Origin of the sequence: Georhizobium sp. MAB10 (assembly GCF_045012825.1) — a bacterium.
Classification (GTDB): Bacteria; Pseudomonadota; Alphaproteobacteria; order Rhizobiales; family Rhizobiaceae; genus Georhizobium; species Georhizobium profundi.
The window spans coordinates 2,522,214-2,539,774 of record NZ_CP118314.1 but is presented as its reverse complement, the minus strand read 5'-3'; the positions used below and the strand labels follow the sequence as shown (position 1 = coordinate 2,539,774).

Sequence of the window (17,561 nt, the reverse complement as noted above, 5' to 3'; positions counted from 1 at the left end):
CATTCGCCGTCAGCTGCGCTCGATCTGTTTTGCCTGCTGCCAAAGCGCTTCCATGCGTTCCAGCCCGGCGTCTTCAAGCGGAACGCCATCGGCCCTGAGCGTCCGTTCGATATGGCCGAAACGGCGCCGGAACTTCCCATTGGTGTTACGCAATGCCTGCTCGGGATCCACATCGAGCTGGCGTGCGAGATTGGCCATCGCAAAGATCAGGTCGCCGATTTCGTCCTTCACGGCTTCAACGCGTCCGCCGGCAAGCGCCTCACGCAGCTCGGCGATTTCTTCCTCGATCTTGTCGAGCACGGGTTCAGGATCGGCCCAGTCGAAGCCGACCTTCGAGGCCTTCTGCTGGAGTTTCAGGCCTTCGGTCAATGCGGGCAGGGCGCGGGGCACACCATCCAGCAGCCCTTCCCGATCCGTCGCCGGCAGTCCTCGGGCTTCCCGGCTTTTCGCCTTCGCAGCCTGTTCGGCAGCCTTTATCTCATCCCAGTTTGCCTTGACGGCCGCAGCGTCGGAAGCCTCACGATCTGCAAAGATATGAGGATGGCGCCGGATCATCTTCGCCGTGATGGCGCGCACGACTTCGCCGAAATCAAAGGATTGCTCTTCCTCGGCCATGCGGGCGTGGAAGACCACCTGCAGGAGAAGATCGCCCAGTTCGTCGCAGAGATCGTCACGATCGCCACGCTCGATAGCATCGGCCACCTCGTAAGCTTCCTCGATCGTATAGGGCTTGATCGTCTCGAAGGATTGCTTGATGTCCCAGGGACAGCCTGTCTCCGGATCCCGAAGCCTGGCCATGATGTCGAGAAGGGTGGCGATGTCACGTGAGGGCTGCATGAGAGATGTGTAGCGCAGCATCTCCGCCGGGACACGACACGATCTTCGTCGGGCGCAAATTTCCACAGGCGGACGATGCCAACGACAGACAAATCGAAATCGCATAAGATATATTATGGAACTATGCGATGTGGCATACTCAAGGAGCTTGCGGTAAAATTAGATTTCCCGATCAACCTGATGCGGCGCTTTCCTGATTCACGTCGACAACTTCTGCACCGATGGCCTGCCGTAGCTTGGCCGGATCGACGGCAAAGACGCTGTCCGGCCTGCCTGCCGCGGCATAGACAATCTCAAAGCCATCGAGCACGCGATCCATCCAGATGGTCGGCTTCGCCAGATGACCGATCGGCGCTACGCCTCCGATCGCAAATCCCGTTTCGTCACGCACTCGGCGCGGATCGCAGCGACGCAGGTCGAGGCCATGTCGGCTGCGCAGGAAATCGAGATCCACATTGTGACGACCTGATACGAGCAGCAGGACGATCTTGCCGGTGCCGCTGTCTTCGAAGACGAGCGATTTGACGATCTGAGCGACGTCACAGCCGCATGCCGAAGCGGCTTCTTCCGCCGTGCGGGTCGAAGCGTCGAGCGTGCGGATTTCGATCTCCAGCCCCAATTTGGCAGCGTCTGCCGCAACCCGGTCGATGCTTGCCATCTTGGTCGAGAAAGCTTCGCTGCTCACTTGGTCCAATCCTCCAAAATGATGTCCCGTTCAAATCGCAGCAGATCGAAAGCCGGTGTCACATTGTCCGGCGTCTCTCTGTCCACCGTCGCGTAGTCCATCGGAATATGCATGTGCGTCAGATAGGTCTGACGAGGCTTTAGCCGCTCGATCCAGGACATCGCTTGGCCCAGCGACAGATGGCTCGGGTGCTCGCGGTACTGAAGTGCATCGATAATCAGAACATCAAGGCCTTGAAGTTTCGCAACGGTGTCATCCGGAAAGTCACTGATATCACAGCAATATGCGATATCACCGATCCGAAACCCCAGGGACTGTATCGACCCGTGGACCTGCCTCAACGGCTGGAACTCGATCTCCCCACCGGCGCCTGAAATGACGATCGGACGGTCATCATTCTCGATCAGAACAGGCATGACGATCGGCGGATAATCGCTGCCTTCCGGCGTCTCTATGCAGTAGGCAAAGCCTTCCTGAATGCGCTGGAGGGTAAACGCGTCGGCATGGATCGGCATGCGGCGCCGTGCCGACAGCGCGAAGATGCGCAGGTCGTCGATGCCATGGATGTGATCGGCATGCGGGTGCGTGTAGACGACGGCGTCAAGCGATCGCACCTCCGCTGCGATCATCTGCGCCCGGAAATCTGGACCGGTATCGATGACCACGGTCGTGCGGCCGCCATCCTCTGCGATCTGTTCGATCAGGAATGACGCACGTGTGCGCCGGTTCTTCTGCTCGCTGGGATCGCATGCGCCCCAGTCGCCATCGATGCGCGGCGTTCCTGGCGAAGAGCCGCATCCGAGAATGGTGAACCGCCTGCGCACCATGCGGTCTGTCATTCGCTGTTAGCGGCAATGGCGGGCATGCGGGAAAACACTTTCAACACGTTACCCGTCGTCTGTTTGGCCAGGGCTTCGGCGCTGATGCCCTTCACCTCTGCGAGCACGCGCGCTGTCTCGACGACATAGGCCGGCTCATTGCGTTTTCCACGATAAGGCTGAGGCGCAAGATAAGGTGCGTCCGTCTCGACGAGCAACCGGTCGAGCGGCACTGTTTCAGCGATGGCACGCAGCGCGTCCGACTTTTTGAAAGTGACAATGCCCGAGAACGACACATAGCCGCCAAGCGCCACGCCGACGTCCGCCAGGCGCGCGCCGGACGAGAAGCAATGCAGGATGAACGGGAAGGCGCCCTTCCCGCTTTCTTCCTCGAGGATCGCGATCATGTCGTCGTCGGCATCGCGGGAATGGATCACGAGCGGCAGCCCGGTGTCGCGCGACGCGGCGATGTGTCGGAGAAAGCCTTGGGCCTGAAGGCCCCGTGGCGCCTTGTCGTAGAAATAGTCGAGGCCGGCTTCGCCGATCGCGACGACCTTGGGATGCCGCGACAGTTCGATCAGTTCTTTGGTCGTGACATCCTGTTCTTCGGCCGCATTGTGCGGGTGGGTGCCGACAGAACAAAACACGGTGTCATAGGCTTCCGCCAGCGCGAGGATGCCGTCGAAGCGCCGCACACGCGTCGAGATCGTGACGAGCCGACCGACGCCGGCCGCCCGTGCACGCTCCACGATCGCGTCGCGCTCCTCGGCGAAATCGGGAAAGTCGAGATGGCAATGGCTATCGATGAGCATTCCCACGCCTCATGCTGATTTCGAACGATCCGGCGCTCAGACGCCTTCGGGCGCGACGTAACGCGGGAAGACACCCGATGGCGCTGGCAAGGCCGTGCCGCTCACCAGACGTCCGGCATCGCCGAGCTGCGCGAAATCCCGCGAATCTTCGCCCACCGCCAGGAGATCCAGAAGCTTCGCGGCCGATTGCGGCATGAACGGCTGGCAGAGGATCGCCACCTGCCGGATGACTTCGATCGTCACATACAGCACCGTTTCCATGCGTGCCGGATCGGTCTTGCGCAGTGCCCAGGGTTCTTCACCTGCAAAATAGCGGTTGGCATCTGAAACGACCGTGAATACGCGGCCGAGCGCCTTGTGGATGGCCTGGGTGTTCATGTCCTCGCGCACCGGCTCCAGAAGCCCATCGGCAGCCGAAAGGATCTCGCGGTCGTTGGCCGAGAGTTCGCCGCATACCGGCACCCTGCCCTCGCAGTTCTTGGCGATCATCGACAGCGACCGCTGGGCCAGATTGCCGAGATCGTTGGCGAGATCGGCATTGGTGCGCGTCGCGATCGCCTCTTCGCTATAATTGCCGTCCTGCCCGAACGGCACCTCGCGCAGCAGGAAATATCGGACCTGATCCAACCCGAAATGCGTGACGAGATCGACCGGATCGACGACATTGCCGACCGATTTCGACATCTTCTCCCCGCGATTGAAGACGAAGCCGTGCGCATAGACGCGCTTCGGCAAAGGCAGACCTGCCGACATCAGGAAGGCCGGCCAATAGACGGCGTGGAAGCGGATGATGTCCTTGCCGATGATGTGGAGGTCGGCTGGCCAGAAGCCCGCTCTCTCACTGTTTTCATCCGGATAGCCGGTTGCAGTGAGGTAGTTTGTGAGGGCGTCGACCCACACATACATGACGTGCCGCTCGTCGCCGGGAACCTTGATCCCCCAGTCGAACGTCGTGCGCGACATGGAGAGGTCCTTGAGGCCTCCCTTCACGAAGGAGATCACTTCGTTGCGGCGCTCGGCCGGGCCGATGAAGTCTGGGTTCTGCTCATAGTGCTGCAGCAACGGTTCGGCGAAGGCCGAAAGCTTGAAGAAATAGCTCTCCTCCTCGACCCACTCGACGATCGTCCCCTGCGGTCCGTAGCGCTGGCCGTCGGCGCGCAACTCGGTTTCGCTTTCCTGGTAGTAGGCTTCGTCGCGGACGGAATACCAGCCGGAATAGACGTCCTTGTAGAGGTGGCCCGCAGCCTCCATCCGTTTCCAGATGTCCCTGCAAGCGGCGTGGTGACGCTCTTCGCTCGTGCGGATGAAGTCATCATTCGACGCATTGAGAAGTGCGCCCATCTTCTTGAATTCAGAAGAATTCCGGTCTGCGAGCTCCTGCACGTCCATGTCCAGCTTGCGCGCGGTCTGCAGCATCTTCTGGCCATGCTCATCCGTGCCGGTAAGGAACAGAACGTCCTTTCCGTCATGGCGCTGGAACCGCGCCAGCGCATCGGTTGCGATCAGCTCGTAGGCATGGCCGATATGCGGCTTCGCATTCGGATAGGAAATGGCGGTCGTGATGTAGAAGCGATTGTTCTTGTTCATGGCGTCGGGATCGAGCGGTTCCATTGCGTTTGTGGCGTCTTAGGGCAAAAGCCCCGTCATGGCCATGGCTGAGCGGCCTCGATCAGCACGCCCAGCAGTGAAAGCATCGTTTGCTTCCGGTCGAGATTGTAGGCCTGCGCCGTCTGCAAGTCGCGCGAGGCCCGCTCCGCCGCCTCTGCCTGCCTGGCCGCACGCGCCGTCATGCCCTGAACACCGGACTGGCGCGCCATGTCACCAAGACGTGCGAGTGCATAGTCGCAGAAGAAACCGTAGGCCTCCTCGCGCTCCTTTGCGGCCAGCGTGTCTGCAAGCACGTGCATCTCGCGACGTGATGCATCCTTGCCCGCTTGCAGAAGCTTCTCGAGGGCGTCGATCAGATCCAGCCCTCCATAGTTCAGCATCATGATCGCGCGGCGCAGACTGCCTTCGGACCGCAGGGCGACCTTTTCGAGCTTCCCAGGGTCGAGACTGGCGCCGACAGGTAGCCGACGCAGTCCTGCCACGACGTCCTCTGGAGACAGCTGTGTCAGGCGAAGCGTCAGGCATCGGGAACGGATGGTCGGCAGAAGTCTGCCGGGTGCATGAGACACAACGAGAAACATCGCCCGTGCCGGCGGCTCCTCCAGCATCTTCAAGATGGCGTTCGCCGCTGACCGATGCAGGTCGTCGGCCGGATCGACGATCACGATGCGCCATCCGCCGGTTCCGGATGTCTGCTGAAGAAAGCGCCCTGCCCGACGAACCTCGTTGACAGTGATCGCGCTTTTCACACGCCCTGTCTTTTCGTCCACCGGACGTGTGAGATGCATCAGATCGTGTGAGGCGCCCGCCGCCACCTGGCGAAAGACTGCAGATACGGGATCCGGCACGGCAAGCCGCTCGGGAGCTTTCGCCGCATCGGGATAGGTGAGCACATGCTGCGCGAAGTGAAAGGCAAGCGTTGCCTTGCCGATCCCCTCGGGACCTTCGATCAGCACCGCATGATGGATGCGGCCGCTGCGATAGGCCTGCGCAAGAAACGCCGCTGCATCATGATGCCCGACGAGATGGGTATTTTCACGCGGGCTGATCCCGCCATCAAGCTCGTCAGCGTCCGAACTCAAGATCGGGCGCTCCCCAGGAAGCGGTCCATCTGATCCAATCGCAGATCGACCAGCGCGAGGATGTCTGCCGTCACCTCGACAAGTGGCCGCGTTCCATCGACGATCTTGCAGCGGTCCGGTTCTGCGCGCGCGATATCGAGGAAAGCCTGACGCCGCATCTCATGCGTCGCGACCGTCTCCTTCTCAAAGCGGTCCGGTGCGGCCTCGCCCCCTGCTCTCAGCGCCGCACGTTCGAGGCCGGTCGCTGCGGGAACGTCTATGACGATGGTGAGGTCAGGGATCATGCCGTTGACCGCGATCCGCTCGAGCGCCTTGACGAACTGCGGCTCGAGATTGCCTGTCACGCCCTGGTAGACCCGCGTCGAATCCATGAAGCGATCGCAAAGGACGATCATCCCCTTTGTGACAGCCGGCCGGATGATCTCCTCGACATGGTCGCTGCGGGCCGCGGCGAAGAGTGTCGCCTCCATGCGTATGCCGAATTCCTCGGCGGCGCCGGACAGGAGCACATGCCGAACGGCTTCTGCCCCGGGAGACCCGCCCGGTTCCCGCGTTGCGAGCACGTCATAGCCGCGCTCAGTCAACGTTTCCTTCAAAGCTCGGACTTGTGTCGACTTGCCGGTGCCCTCGCCGCCTTCGAACGTGATGAATATGCCGCGGCGTTCGGACAAGATGGGCGTTACCTGCAGAAGTTCATGTGGCAAACCCGGAAGACCGAGCCGATGCCGGGTGTCTTAAAGGAATTCCACGCGTCGGTGAACCGCCTTTAGACACGCCTCGTCGCGTTGATGTTGCTACATCCAGCCGAGCAGCAATTCCTGCAGCGCGTCGAGAGCCTGCCGGTGAATGGGCCCCTTACCGACCGCAGCGGCCGCATAGAGCGGCGTTTCCTGGCTCAGTGTCCCGCCGATCCAGACGCGGAGGTGACCGACCTGCGCGCCCTCTTCCAGCGGCGCTTGAAGCGGCCAGTCATAGACGATCCGCGCAGAGAGCCGGTCAGCATTGGCCGCAGGCACGAAGATGTCGATCGGCCCCTTGGCTTTCAGCGGCACGGAACCGCCATCTCCACCATAGACACTCGCCCAGCCGACGACTTCGTCGGCTGCAAAGACCGGGCGGCGCTCAAAGGCCCGCATCCCCCATTCGAGGATCTTGCGCGCTTCTTCGGCCCGCTCGCGCTCGGTCGCCATGCCGCTCATCGCGAGAAACAGCCGCCGGCCATCGCGGTCGATGGAGGAGACGATCGCGTAACCCGATTCTTCCGTATACCCGGTCTTCAGGCCGTCGACGCCGATATTGGCGTTGAGCAGCGGATTGCGGTTCGACTGGCGAATGTTGTTCCAGGTGAAATCGGGCTGCGAATAGAAGCGGTAATATTCCGGATAAGCCGCCTGAATGTGGCGCGCCAGAATGACGAGCTCGCGCATCGTCACGCGTGCATCGGGATGGGGCAGACCGGTCGAGTTGCCGAAGACCGATGTTTCCATCCCCAATTGCCGGGCACGCTCGGTCATCAGCCCCGCAAAATTCGGCTCCGAACCCGCCATACCTTCGGCAATCACGATGCACGCATCGTTGCCGGACTGGACGATTACGCCCTGGATGAGGTCTTCCAGCCGGATGGAGGAGCCGAGTTCCGCAAACATCGTCGATGTGCCGGAAATGGCCCCACCCGTCCGCCAGGCGTTTTCGGAGACGACGAATTCGTCGTTCATCGTGAGCCGGCCTGACTTGATGGCGCTGAAGACCAGTTCCATGGTCATGAGCTTGGCGAGGGATGCGGGTGGAACGGCTTCGTTTTCGTTTTTGGCGTAGAGAACCGTGCCCGTTTCCGCCTCGACCAGATAGGCCTGCTTTGCGCGCGTTTCGAAAAGCTGCGCATGCGCAAAGCCCATGCATGCCACCAGCAAGATGACGCTGAAACCGATCAAACGTGCGAAATCATTGGTCGAACGAACCATGCCGCCACCCCAGTCCAAAGGCATCCCTACCGAGGAAGAGCGTAGCAAGCGCAACGACCCCGATCAATGAATCCTCGGGATACGTTTCCGATTTGTGGGTAACAACTGGACCAGCGAGCCTCAGCGGCCGCTGGTCACCCGGTTTTTCCAGGCGCCGATGATCGTTTCCACGGAAAGCACTGCGTCATCGTCCACCAGAACCGTCTCGAAGGCACCGGAAGCAGCCTGCAGGCGATTCTCCGCATAGGCCGATACCGAGACGCGCTCCGTCTTCGCAGTTTCGAAGGAAGGACGCTCGGGCAGAACCGGTCCGATCTCGGGCAACGACAGGACGACAGCTATCGCTTCGCTGCCGACGGGTGCCGCGGCAGGCGCAGCCGTTGCTTCGGGAGCTTGCGCCGGCGCGAGAGCCGCAGCGGCGACGACCGTCTCTTCGGCCTGCTGCGCGACAGGCGCTGCAGTCATGGCGTCAGATGCGGCAGGTACCGGGACGGGCTGAAGAAGCTGCTGCTGCGCCATCTGGGCGTCGCTCATGACGCCGGGCACGCCGCTCGCAGCGCCGCTGTTCATCGCCAGCATGACGCCAGAAGCGATCTGGCCTTCCGGAGCAACCGTCGGGCCACTCTCGCCTGGACGGCGATAGGAGGCCATCAGGAATGGCATGTCGTGACCATCGAGCTCCGCAGGCCCCACATACTCGACATTGACGTTGGCGACGCCGTCATTCTTGAAACCAAGAAGATCGGCAGCCTTGCTGGAGACGTCGATGATCCGGCCGCGCGTGAAAGGACCACGATCGTTGACACGAACCATGACGGAGTGGCCGTTTTTCTCGTTCGTCACGCGGGCGTAGCTCGGCAGAGGAAACGTCGGATGTGCAGCCGACAGGTGGTATTGATCGTAGATCTCGCCATTCGCCGTGCGGCGACCATGGAAATTCGGGCCGTACCAGGAAGCGAGGCCGGAGCGATTGTAATCGGGATCTTCGGCTGGCGTGTACCACTTACCGGCGATCTGGTAGGGCTTGCCGATCAACTCCCGACCGCCGCCTTTGGGAACAGCGAGCGCCGTGGTCACCCGCGTGCTGGCGGGCACACCATACTCAGCTTCGGTGAATGGCGGCGCCGTATCGATTTCGGCCTGCTGGACGACCGGCTGTGTTGTGGCTGTGGTGTCACCCGTGGTGGTGCACGCCGCCGTGGAAAGGCCGAGGAAGCAGAGGGTGACGACGCGGCTCGCGCCCAACGAACGAAACGGTGCTGCTTGCGCGCTACCGTTGCTGTCCCGATGCGCCCCCGCACCAGCTGGTCTTTTTGAATAGGTCAAGCCGCCTCTCGTCCCGCAATCTCTGCCGCCGCGCGCCGTAAGATACAGCCACGGCCAGACAACACAACGTCCCCACGTCCTCGGGCGCCTAAATCCTGGCAAATCATGGCAGAAATGAGAAAGGCGCGGCCACATTCGCGACCGCGCCCTTCGGGAAATCCACTGTGATATGTTCAGCCTTCTATGCGGGCACTACCGCTTTGTCCGTCATCGCGAACCCAGGTGATGGTCGTGTCGCCCGTCTTTTCGATGGTGAAACAGGAGACCTCCCCGCGATACCATGTCGGAAATTGCTGGCAGAGATTGGCGCCCTCCACCCACCATTTGCCGGTCTCGCGCGGAGCAAAGAACCGGGCGAGACCAAGCTCCGTTCCATCACCGGTTACAGTGCCATCCGCATTGTAAATCAACGGAAATTCGCCTCCGTACGGCGTCGACAGGTAGACCCGCTTGCCGGAAATTAATGCCTCGAGACCACTGCCTTCGACCGCTTCCTGGGCCGAAGCGCCGCTCATGAGCACGACGCTCGATAGGGCCGCAAAGGCGGCCAGCTTGTTCAACGTGTTCATCATCGTCTCCAGATCAGGTTGAGCTGTCTGATCTTCAAAACGCAGTCTCAAGGCAAACGGTTCAGTGTGAGCGACATCGTTGCAGGCCAGACGGGTCACTTTTTCTTGCCTTTTGACATAAAGGCGATTTTAGGGATCACAAACCGGCTTCAAGCGCAGCACAGCAGCCATTGACGCAGCCATTGGCCCCGCGCTAGAAGCGCCGATGCTCGGACTGCGCAGGCGATCGTTCCACGTTCGCTAGCGACGCAGATGCAACCATCGCATCCCTCGGAGGGGTGGCCGAGCGGTTTAAGGCACCGGTCTTGAAATTCGGTTAGAGGCGTATTGGCCTATACCGTATGATGCCACGAAAGCCCTAAAAATCAGGCAGTCCCCTGCCCCGTTGTCCGCTTCGTCCCTCTCTGTATCGGCCTGTGCTACCGAGTTCGGTAGCAAAATGGTAGCAGGCTGTTCTTTTGATGTTCCTCTACTGAGTGAACGTCAGCTTTGCCATCGGGTCTCCATATTGACCCCCACCCGGTTGTGCGTTCTCTTGCGCTTTACGAATGCTGGAGGATCCATGTCGCAGATCGGTACAATTCGTGGGTCTGGCACGTTCATCATTGATGGGCATGAGGGCGGCGCAGTTCGATACGAGATCACATCCCGCATGAGTGGCCACATGGTCGCCGCTGATGGGACTGTGACAGCGGAACCTGAAGCGCTTCTCGACGCGTTCGACGCTCGTAAAGTCGGGATCAAGCGTGATGACAATGCGTTCGAGATAAGGGTCATTATCGAGCGGTTGAGCCCAGGCGATAGCTCTGCAGACATCGTCGTGTCTGGTCCGGTCGAGCCGTAACCGTCTAGAACCGATGAACTAGAAATGCAGAAGTCCAAATTCCTCAGCGTTCAGCGCCTTGCCTTTAGTCGCAGCGAACTGGCCCTCTCAATCGGCGTCAGTGTTAGCAGCATTGATGCGATGGTGGCCGAGGGAGTGCTGCCGCAGCCGCGTCGCTGGCACACGCGAAAGCTATGGCTCGTTTCCGAAGTAGAGGCGTATCTGAACGAATGGCCGACGGAAGGTTCTACCGAGGTCAAGTCGATCGATTCATTAGCTTGGCTCAACGAAATTAATAAAGATCGATCGACGCTACCCCCTGATCCCAACCAGCGAGAGCGTAGAGCGCTATCAGAGCTGCTCGCTTACGAAGAGGGTGTTTGGGTCCATCATTCTAAGATCCATTGCGGGATCGATACCGAACAGCGACTTCAAGAACGCGGCTTCATTAAAATCAAAAATCAAGTCAAATTTCCCGATCGGGTCGACAGCTATATGTTGACCCTGGAGGGCCGAAAAGCAGCCCGCGAGCTGGGCGGGTGAGGCCACTTCTCACCCCTAAGGTAGCCGCGGAACTTCTGGCTATCTCCGATCGGCAATTGCGCGATCTGGCGAACCAGGGGCACATCTCCTTCGTCAATGTCGGCTGCGGCAACCGCCCCACCAGGCGTTACGATCCCACGGACATTGAAGCGTTCATGCTCGCAAGGAAGAGCGTTGCAAACTCGCGGATTGTGGCAGGCGGCCGGTCGACCACCCAGTCGCAGACGATCGATGCGAGCGATTTCCAGGCGCGGCTGGATGCTCGTGCGAAGGCGCGCTCACAAGTCTGATCCTCCATACTCATCTGGACATCCGTACAGGCGCCAAGCCTTCAAACCCGCTTGCGCGATCTCTGGCACTGCGCCACTCTGGCCAACGCAACCGGGGGTATAGGGGATGTGGAAGCAACGGGCATGCTCAATAGCAGCTATGGTGGGTTTGCCACTCATGCTCACGGGTTGCTTTGAATTCGAGCAGCATTTCGAATTCGAAGCGGACGGAAACGCAGCAGCAACCGGCAAAATTGTCATGGATGCAGCAGTCGTCGCGATGACCGAACGTGACGGAAAGCCGTTCTGTGATGAAGAGGTCGTCGCTACCGGTGAGGTTGAAAAGACGGTCACCAAGAGCACGGTCGAAGCGGACCTGGTCTGTACCATCGAGATGACTGGCGAGATGCAGCAGGTTATCCAAGCAGTCGCCGAGGCGGCGACAACGACGGCTGAAGACCCGCCAACTGCTATGCTCTCTGACGACAACGGTCGCTTTACCCTGACGATCCACCTGCCTTCGTTGAAAGAAGACGAACCTCCTTCCGAACAGGACGAGGAAATGGCCGAGATGATGCAGCAGATGTTTCTGGCCAGGTTGTCTGGGCGCGTCTTGCGCTTTTCAGTCACCGCTCCGGAGATTATCGAGACGAACGGCACGATCTCCGACGATGGCACCGTGGCGACTTTGACCCGTCCGATGGCCGACGCCTTTACAAGCGATGAACCAACCATCTTCCGGACAGTTTTTGAACTCGGAGATAGTGGTGCGCTAGAGCGAGTGCGCGGGCTTTTTAGGTCGGATGAGGAAGTCGAATGAATGATTCCGTACCATGGTTGAGCCTCAAGTGGCGCCGATCATATCCAGGCAGCGATCAATTCTTTCGCGCGCTGGACCCGGAGACCTTCGGCGAAGCGCCGGTCTTGAACATCATCCGGAACAATGACAGCACCGGAGTGCCGACTGACTGGCACTGGATCCTGTTGGCTCCGGGTGTGGTCGGACTCTATCCGGGGCTTTGCCAAGGTGACGCACCGACGACGCGCGAGGCGGCTGCGGCGGGTGAAGCGGCCTACCGGGCATTCCGGGCATGGATCACGCCGGAAGCGCTTGAGCGGGCAAACAGGCAGGCGCAAGCTGTTCTGGCCGGGCACCGGCAGTGGGCTCGGCTGAATGGGCGGGCCGCCTGAAGGGAAAACCCTAGGACGCTTTCCTTGTGCTCCGCGGCTAGTCCAACGTAGAGTTGCGGGCTCAACCTGAGGGGGATCGATCAATGACTGAGACCAGCAAAGCTGCGCTTGCCGAGTGGGAATCCAAACTTTCGTTCGATCTCTTGCTTGGTCTGTTGATCAAGAATGGCTCGATCTCTTCGTCTGACGCCGCGAAGCTTTGCAGCGAAATGGTGGGATACATCGAAGAGGCTGGGTCTCAGAAGCCAGAGTTCAGCGCAGCGGCTCAGCCGAGCTTGACGTTCTGGGAGCAACTCGCAACCCGCCATCGGGGCACCCCACACTCAAGAGGCATCCAACGAAGAACGAACGCCCTCTGCCGGACTGGGCACAGGGCCTCGTGCCGGTCGGGATGGATGATGCGGCGATCCTGCTCGGCGTGTCTCGACGGTTTCTCGTCGACACGCTGAAGCGGCACCCGCATTATGAGCGCCGCGGCACGAAGAAGGTGTTCTACCCGGAACACATCGCGCTGTTGCGGAAGGCGCTCACGAGCCAAAACCCGAGCCCGGCAGCCGCAACGGGATCCACCACACCCCTGGCGCGATCGGCAGACAGCGCATACGAAAGAGCCATGGCGCTGGCGACCGGCAAGTCGGCAAAATTTCCTGAAGCTGAGCGTTACGGCAAATGAAGGTGGCGGCGGCAGCAGTCGATAAGCGCACGCAGGATGGTGAGGAGAATTCCGTGGCGATCGTGATCCGACATCGGCGAAATGCTTGATGCCATGGTCATGCCAACAAGGGCGGCGGAAGTCACAGCAGCGACGCCCAACAGGGTCGCGCGGTACAATCCTCGAAAGGTCGTCCAGCTTATTGCTGTCATGTCGTAGGGCCGTCCTCTGGTCCCAGTTACGACCAGAACCAATGGTACACGGCACTGTTCCGATAAACGCGACACTTTCAACGGCAGGGTTAAGATTGTCTGTGACTTGTGAATGTTCCACGCGCAGTTGCCGAACCATGTGGCTATGGCGTCTGCGCCGGCATCGCCTTTAGCATATCAGGAGTTTGAACCGATCACTGGCGGCAACATGGCTAATCCGGAACGGCGATCCACTGCTCTGAAGGTCCGCACTGTACAGATGACCTATGATCCGGCCGCCCGGGAAGGCGACAGTCGCGATGAGATCACGTTCGCCGATCTGGAATATGTTGCCACCAACGACAACGGCGGCATATCGACGAAGAAAGCTGCAGTGGTTGCTTTTGCCTCGACCGCACTGGCCATTGCGGGCCTCTACTGGCTACTAAGCTGAACTTCAGGCTTTCTCGACGTCATCGATGCTGAACACCTCGATGTGATCCTCCGGATCGCGCATCCCTTTGAATGACGCGTGCCGCAACTTCCCGTCGCCGGTCCAGGCACGGAACTCGATCTCAGCAGCCAGCTTCGGCGGGACGAAGACCGCGCCCTTCCGCTTCAGTGAAATGCTCGGAGCGGCTACCCTCATCGAATCGAGAAGCTTCTTGAACGACACGGCCTGCTCGTAGGAGAAGCCAGTGCCGACTGAACCAACGTAAACCGGTTGCCCATCCTTGAGCGCGGCAAGCAGCAGATTAGCAATCGCGCCACGCACCTTTGTTGACGGCTCATAACCGACCACGAGGAAGGTCTCACGCTGGACGCATTTGATCTTAAGCCAATCGCCTTTACGACCTGACCGATAAGGTCGATCGCGCTGCTTGGCGATGATGCCCTCCAAGCCCATTTGACACGCGACCTGGAGAAAGGCGGCCCCATCAGCCTCAACCTCTTCAGAAAGCCGGATCGCGCCGCTCCCGTCACCCAAGATGCCTTTGAGTCGGTGGCGTCGCTCCTCCAGAGACAATTGGGTCATGTCGTGCCCATCGAAGTAGAGCAGGTCGAACGCGTAGAAGATCACCTCGCCACCCGCGACGCGCTTGCCGCCACGGCCGCCCAGCGAACGCTGGAGAGCGTTGAAGTCTGACCTTCCGTGCTCATCCAAAACCACCGCCTCTCCGTCGAGCACGATGGAATTGACGTCTATATCTCGCAGCGCCTGAACTAGCACAGGAAAGCGGTGGCTCCAGTCGTGGCCGCCGCGCGTCAAAATACTGACCTGGTCGCCGTTTCGATGCAGGGCTAGCCGATAGCCATCCCATTTCACCTCAAAAACCCAGCCAGGGCCGTCGGGAGGTGAGGCAGCGAGCAACGCGAGGCACGGCTCGATCCGCTCCGGAAATGGATCAAACGGCAGCTGCGGCTGCAATGGATCGCGTGGCCGCCGCGGCTTGCTGCGCGCAACAAGGCCCGGATCAGCGTCTAATCCGACAGAGCGTGGTGGTTTCGTGGTTCGGCGTGCCATCTGTCGATTAGGCGGCAACAAGATTAAGAATTAGCCTGCCACGATGAACCATGCGGTGCCTGCCGAGTTCTGCTCGCCACGCATAGGAGGAGATGACAAGGCATGGACGCGATCTGGTCTGAAATCGTAGCAAGAGGTGAAGAGTTCGACATACTCCCTCACCTGTTCGCGCTCGGCATAGCCTACATTCTGGCGCTGCCTATCGGCTGGGATCGCGAGAGGACTGAGCGCAGCGCTGGGCTTCGGACATTCCCGCTCGTTGCAATCGCTGCCTGTGGTTTCCTTCAGGCGGCTGAGACAGTCACACAAGGAAGTCCCGAGGCGACGGCGCGGGTTGTGGAAGGCATCATAACCGGCATCGGGTTTATCGGAGGCGGTGCAATCTTGGTCGTCAAAGCCTCAGTAAGGGGAACAGCAACAGCCGCGAGCCTTTGGGCGACCGGCGCTATTGGCGTTGCTGTTGGCCTCGGCACCTATGACATCGCACTTGTCATTTCGATCGTGACGTTCTTTACGCTTCGCGCGCTGACGTCGCTGAAGCCTACTCCTAAAACCGACTGAAGCAGGGCATCATCGCCTTCATGTGCAATCTCTACTCACTCACCAAGGGCCAAGCCGCGATCATCGAACTTGCCCGTGCAATGCGCGATCAGACGGGCAACCTCCCGCCCCTGCCCGGCATCTTTCCAGACTATCCGGCGCCGATCGTACGTAACGGAGCTGACGGCGCGCGTGAGCTTGTCATGGCGCGATGGGGCATGCCGTCGCCGCAATTTGTGCTGAAGGGCAAGAAGGTCGACAGCGGTGTGACGAACATCCGCAACGTGAAGAGCCCGCATTGGCGCCGCTGGCTCGGTCCTGCGAACCGCTGCCTTGTGCCATTCACCAGCTTCTCGGAATACGACACGATCGACGGCAAGAAGGTGCCCGTCTGGTTTGCAGCCGATGAGAGCCGGCCGCTGATGATGTTCGCTGGGATCTGGACGAACTGGACCAGCACCAGGAAGGTCAAGGAAGGCGAGATCAATGCCGACCTTTACGGCTTCCTGACCTGCGAACCGAACGCAGTCGTCGGTGCGGTCCACCCCAAAGCCATGCCGGTCATCTTGACGACTGCCGAAGAGGCGGACGTATGGCTGCGGGCGGAGTGGAGCGAGGCGGCGGGGCTTCAAAGGCCCCTGCCCGATGATGCGCTGCGTGTTGTCGCTCGGGGTGAGCGGAAGGACGGCTCGGACGTGCATGCTTCAAGTTAAAGCAACTCAGTGTTGCATGGAAGTTACAGCAGAATCGCGTTGAAAGTCTTAGCTGACCCCATCGACAATCCTTCGGGGGCTTACCATGAAGACTTTTATCGCTGCTGCGGCAGCATTTCTCGCACTTGGCACCAGCGCATTTGCCGCTGACGCAATCATGTCCGTTCCTTCTGCACCGGCAGCTGCACCAGTCGCTTCGGCCTACAATTGGTCCGGCTTCTATGTCGGCGCCTTCGGTGGCGTGACCACCGGCGACTACGATTTCAGCGGAACGGACGGCGTCGACACGCTCGATCTCTCCGTTTCGGGCAGCGGCTTCCTTGGCGGCGCCCAGATCGGCTACGATCAGCAGTTCGGCCAGTTCGTCTTCGGTGCAGTCGCTGACATTGCGGCAACCAACCACGAAGCTGAAATCTCAGCGTCCGTACCAGGTTTCGGTGCAGTTGAGGCCGAATCCACTCTGAAGTACCTTGGCACCGTCCGTGCACGCGCCGGCTTCGCAATGGACGATCTTCTGATCTACGCCCACGGCGGCTATGCCTATGGCGAAACTGAGCAGACGCTCTCTGCAGTCGGTATCGGTAGCGTTTCGACCGACAACGATGTCAAGCACGGCTTCGCAGTCGGCGCTGGCGTGGAATATGCCATCACGGACACCATTTCGTTCCAGACGGAGTATTCGTACACCGACCTCGGCGACGACGAGATTTTCAACGCCGGCGGCGTCTCGATTGCGGAAGACCTGAGCTTCCATGCCGTCAAGGTTGGCGTGAACTTCCGCTTCTGATCCTTGTTTCAGGGACCTCGACAAGCGAAAGCCCGGCCTCGTGCCGGGCTTTTTTTGTGCAGATGCAGAACTATCAAGCCCACCATCTCCGATGAGATAGAGGGCTCCAGATTTCTTCAGACTTACTCAATGCAACCGATGGCTCACATGGCTGACCTTCTCGATGATCCGATCGAGCTGACTGCGGTCTACCTGCCATCGGATCCAGCACAGGAAAACTCCATGTTCGAAGCCCTACTGATCACCATGGCGATGACGCTGCCCGACTGCACCGGGCCGAATCGTGCCGAGCGCGGGCTGACCTGCCTCGTCGACGGTGACACCGGGTGGGAGGGCGGCCGCAACTGGAGATACGAGGGCATCGACACACCGGAGATCAGCCGGCCGGAATGCGAGCAAGAGAGAGCGCTCGGCCACCTGGCCACTGATCGACTGCGGGAGTTGATGGCCGGGGGCTATGAGATCCAGTGGCTGGATCGATCCGGGCGCTATGGGCGCGAGCTCGCCACGATTCGCCTGGCTGATGGTCGGGATGCCGGCGAGGTGCTGATCGCCGATGGCCTTGCGCAGCGCTGGCCCAATGATGGCAACATCTGGTGTGGCCGGTAAACGCAAAAAGAGCCCGCCGC

General features: G+C 60.3%; 22 protein-coding genes. 11 read left to right on the top strand and 11 right to left on the bottom strand.

Annotated features, from left to right (window positions below; all coding sequences use genetic code 11):
- Window positions 1-9: 9 nt before the first annotated feature.
- The 10 genes from mazG to PU133_RS11980 form a co-directional block, all read right to left on the bottom strand.
- A complete protein-coding gene (gene mazG / locus PU133_RS12025; RefSeq protein ID WP_404864520.1) occupies window positions 10-837 on the bottom strand; it encodes a nucleoside triphosphate pyrophosphohydrolase in 828 nt (275 codons plus the stop codon).
- 172 nt (window positions 838-1,009) lie between these two features.
- Window positions 1,010-1,522, bottom strand: a complete 513-nt coding sequence (locus PU133_RS12020) for a YbaK/EbsC family protein (protein ID WP_404861898.1) — start codon at window positions 1,520-1,522, stop codon at window positions 1,010-1,012.
- On the bottom strand, window positions 1,519-2,349 hold the full coding sequence (locus PU133_RS12015; RefSeq protein ID WP_404861897.1) for an MBL fold metallo-hydrolase: 831 nt from the start codon (window positions 2,347-2,349) through the stop codon (window positions 1,519-1,521). The genes PU133_RS12020 and PU133_RS12015 overlap by 4 nt, the downstream gene beginning before the upstream one ends.
- Before the next feature lie 8 nt (window positions 2,350-2,357).
- Entirely contained in the window at window positions 2,358-3,152 is a 795-nt protein-coding gene (locus PU133_RS12010; protein ID WP_404861896.1) for a TatD family hydrolase, read from the bottom strand.
- 36 nt (window positions 3,153-3,188) lie between these two features.
- On the bottom strand, window positions 3,189-4,739 hold the full coding sequence (gene metG / locus PU133_RS12005) for a methionine--tRNA ligase (RefSeq protein ID WP_404864519.1): 1,551 nt from the start codon (window positions 4,737-4,739) through the stop codon (window positions 3,189-3,191).
- 56 nt (window positions 4,740-4,795) lie between these two features.
- On the bottom strand, window positions 4,796-5,842 hold the full coding sequence (locus tag PU133_RS12000; protein WP_404861895.1) for a DNA polymerase III subunit delta': 1,047 nt from the start codon (window positions 5,840-5,842) through the stop codon (window positions 4,796-4,798).
- Window positions 5,839-6,513, bottom strand: a complete 675-nt coding sequence (tmk, locus tag PU133_RS11995; RefSeq protein WP_404861894.1) for a dTMP kinase — start codon at window positions 6,511-6,513, stop codon at window positions 5,839-5,841. Before tmk ends, PU133_RS12000 begins: the two co-directional genes overlap by 4 nt.
- Before the next feature lie 123 nt (window positions 6,514-6,636).
- Window positions 6,637-7,803, bottom strand: coding sequence for a D-alanyl-D-alanine carboxypeptidase family protein (locus PU133_RS11990; RefSeq protein WP_404861893.1), 1,167 nt, complete (start codon window positions 7,801-7,803; stop codon window positions 6,637-6,639).
- 120 nt (window positions 7,804-7,923) lie between these two features.
- The gene (locus tag PU133_RS11985) at window positions 7,924-9,048 is read right to left on the bottom strand and encodes a septal ring lytic transglycosylase RlpA family protein (RefSeq protein WP_404861892.1); all 1,125 of its coding nucleotides are present in this window, start codon (window positions 9,046-9,048) and stop codon (window positions 7,924-7,926) included.
- Between the two features lie 254 nt (window positions 9,049-9,302).
- Complete coding sequence (locus PU133_RS11980) at window positions 9,303-9,797, bottom strand: hypothetical protein (protein ID WP_404861891.1); 495 nt, start codon at window positions 9,795-9,797, stop codon at window positions 9,303-9,305.
- A gap of 463 nt (window positions 9,798-10,260) precedes the next feature.
- Between PU133_RS11980 and PU133_RS11975 the strand changes: the two genes are divergently transcribed.
- From PU133_RS11975 to PU133_RS11945, 7 genes are all read left to right on the top strand, one after another.
- The gene (locus PU133_RS11975; RefSeq protein WP_404861890.1) at window positions 10,261-10,542 is read left to right on the top strand and encodes a hypothetical protein; all 282 of its coding nucleotides are present in this window, start codon (window positions 10,261-10,263) and stop codon (window positions 10,540-10,542) included.
- Between the two features lie 24 nt (window positions 10,543-10,566).
- The gene (locus PU133_RS11970) at window positions 10,567-11,064 is read left to right on the top strand and encodes a helix-turn-helix transcriptional regulator (RefSeq protein ID WP_404861889.1); all 498 of its coding nucleotides are present in this window, start codon (window positions 10,567-10,569) and stop codon (window positions 11,062-11,064) included.
- A gap of 56 nt (window positions 11,065-11,120) precedes the next feature.
- The gene (locus tag PU133_RS11965) at window positions 11,121-11,354 is read left to right on the top strand and encodes a DNA-binding protein (RefSeq protein WP_404861888.1); all 234 of its coding nucleotides are present in this window, start codon (window positions 11,121-11,123) and stop codon (window positions 11,352-11,354) included.
- Between the two features lie 157 nt (window positions 11,355-11,511).
- Entirely contained in the window at window positions 11,512-12,153 is a 642-nt protein-coding gene (locus PU133_RS11960; RefSeq protein ID WP_404861887.1) for a hypothetical protein, read from the top strand.
- The gene (locus PU133_RS11955; protein WP_404861886.1) at window positions 12,150-12,524 is read left to right on the top strand and encodes a hypothetical protein; all 375 of its coding nucleotides are present in this window, start codon (window positions 12,150-12,152) and stop codon (window positions 12,522-12,524) included. Before PU133_RS11960 ends, PU133_RS11955 begins: the two co-directional genes overlap by 4 nt.
- Window positions 12,525-12,903: 379 nt before the next feature.
- On the top strand, window positions 12,904-13,197 hold the full coding sequence (locus tag PU133_RS11950) for a hypothetical protein (RefSeq protein WP_404861885.1): 294 nt from the start codon (window positions 12,904-12,906) through the stop codon (window positions 13,195-13,197).
- A 303-nt stretch (window positions 13,198-13,500) separates the two neighbouring features.
- On the top strand, window positions 13,501-13,821 hold the full coding sequence (locus PU133_RS11945; RefSeq protein ID WP_404861884.1) for a hypothetical protein: 321 nt from the start codon (window positions 13,501-13,503) through the stop codon (window positions 13,819-13,821).
- Between the two features lie 3 nt (window positions 13,822-13,824).
- Here PU133_RS11945 and ligD read toward each other — a convergent pair whose 3' ends face one another.
- A complete protein-coding gene (ligD, locus tag PU133_RS11940) occupies window positions 13,825-14,892 on the bottom strand; it encodes a non-homologous end-joining DNA ligase (RefSeq protein ID WP_404861883.1) in 1,068 nt (355 codons plus the stop codon).
- A 102-nt stretch (window positions 14,893-14,994) separates the two neighbouring features.
- On the opposite strand from ligD, the gene PU133_RS11935 reads away from it, so the two are divergent.
- From PU133_RS11935 to PU133_RS11920, 4 genes are all read left to right on the top strand, one after another.
- Entirely contained in the window at window positions 14,995-15,453 is a 459-nt protein-coding gene (locus PU133_RS11935; protein WP_404861882.1) for an MgtC/SapB family protein, read from the top strand.
- Between the two features lie 20 nt (window positions 15,454-15,473).
- Window positions 15,474-16,145 carry an SOS response-associated peptidase gene (locus tag PU133_RS11930; RefSeq protein ID WP_404861881.1) on the top strand — a complete coding sequence of 224 codons (672 nt, stop codon included), beginning with the start codon at window positions 15,474-15,476 and terminating at the stop codon, window positions 16,143-16,145.
- Between the two features lie 85 nt (window positions 16,146-16,230).
- Window positions 16,231-16,932, top strand: a complete 702-nt coding sequence (locus tag PU133_RS11925; RefSeq protein WP_404861880.1) for an outer membrane protein — start codon at window positions 16,231-16,233, stop codon at window positions 16,930-16,932.
- Window positions 16,933-17,079: 147 nt separating this feature from the next.
- Window positions 17,080-17,541: a thermonuclease family protein gene (locus tag PU133_RS11920; protein WP_404861879.1), complete on the top strand. Its 462-nt coding sequence runs from the start codon at window positions 17,080-17,082 to the stop codon at window positions 17,539-17,541.
- The last annotated feature ends 20 nt before the right edge of the window (window positions 17,542-17,561 follow it).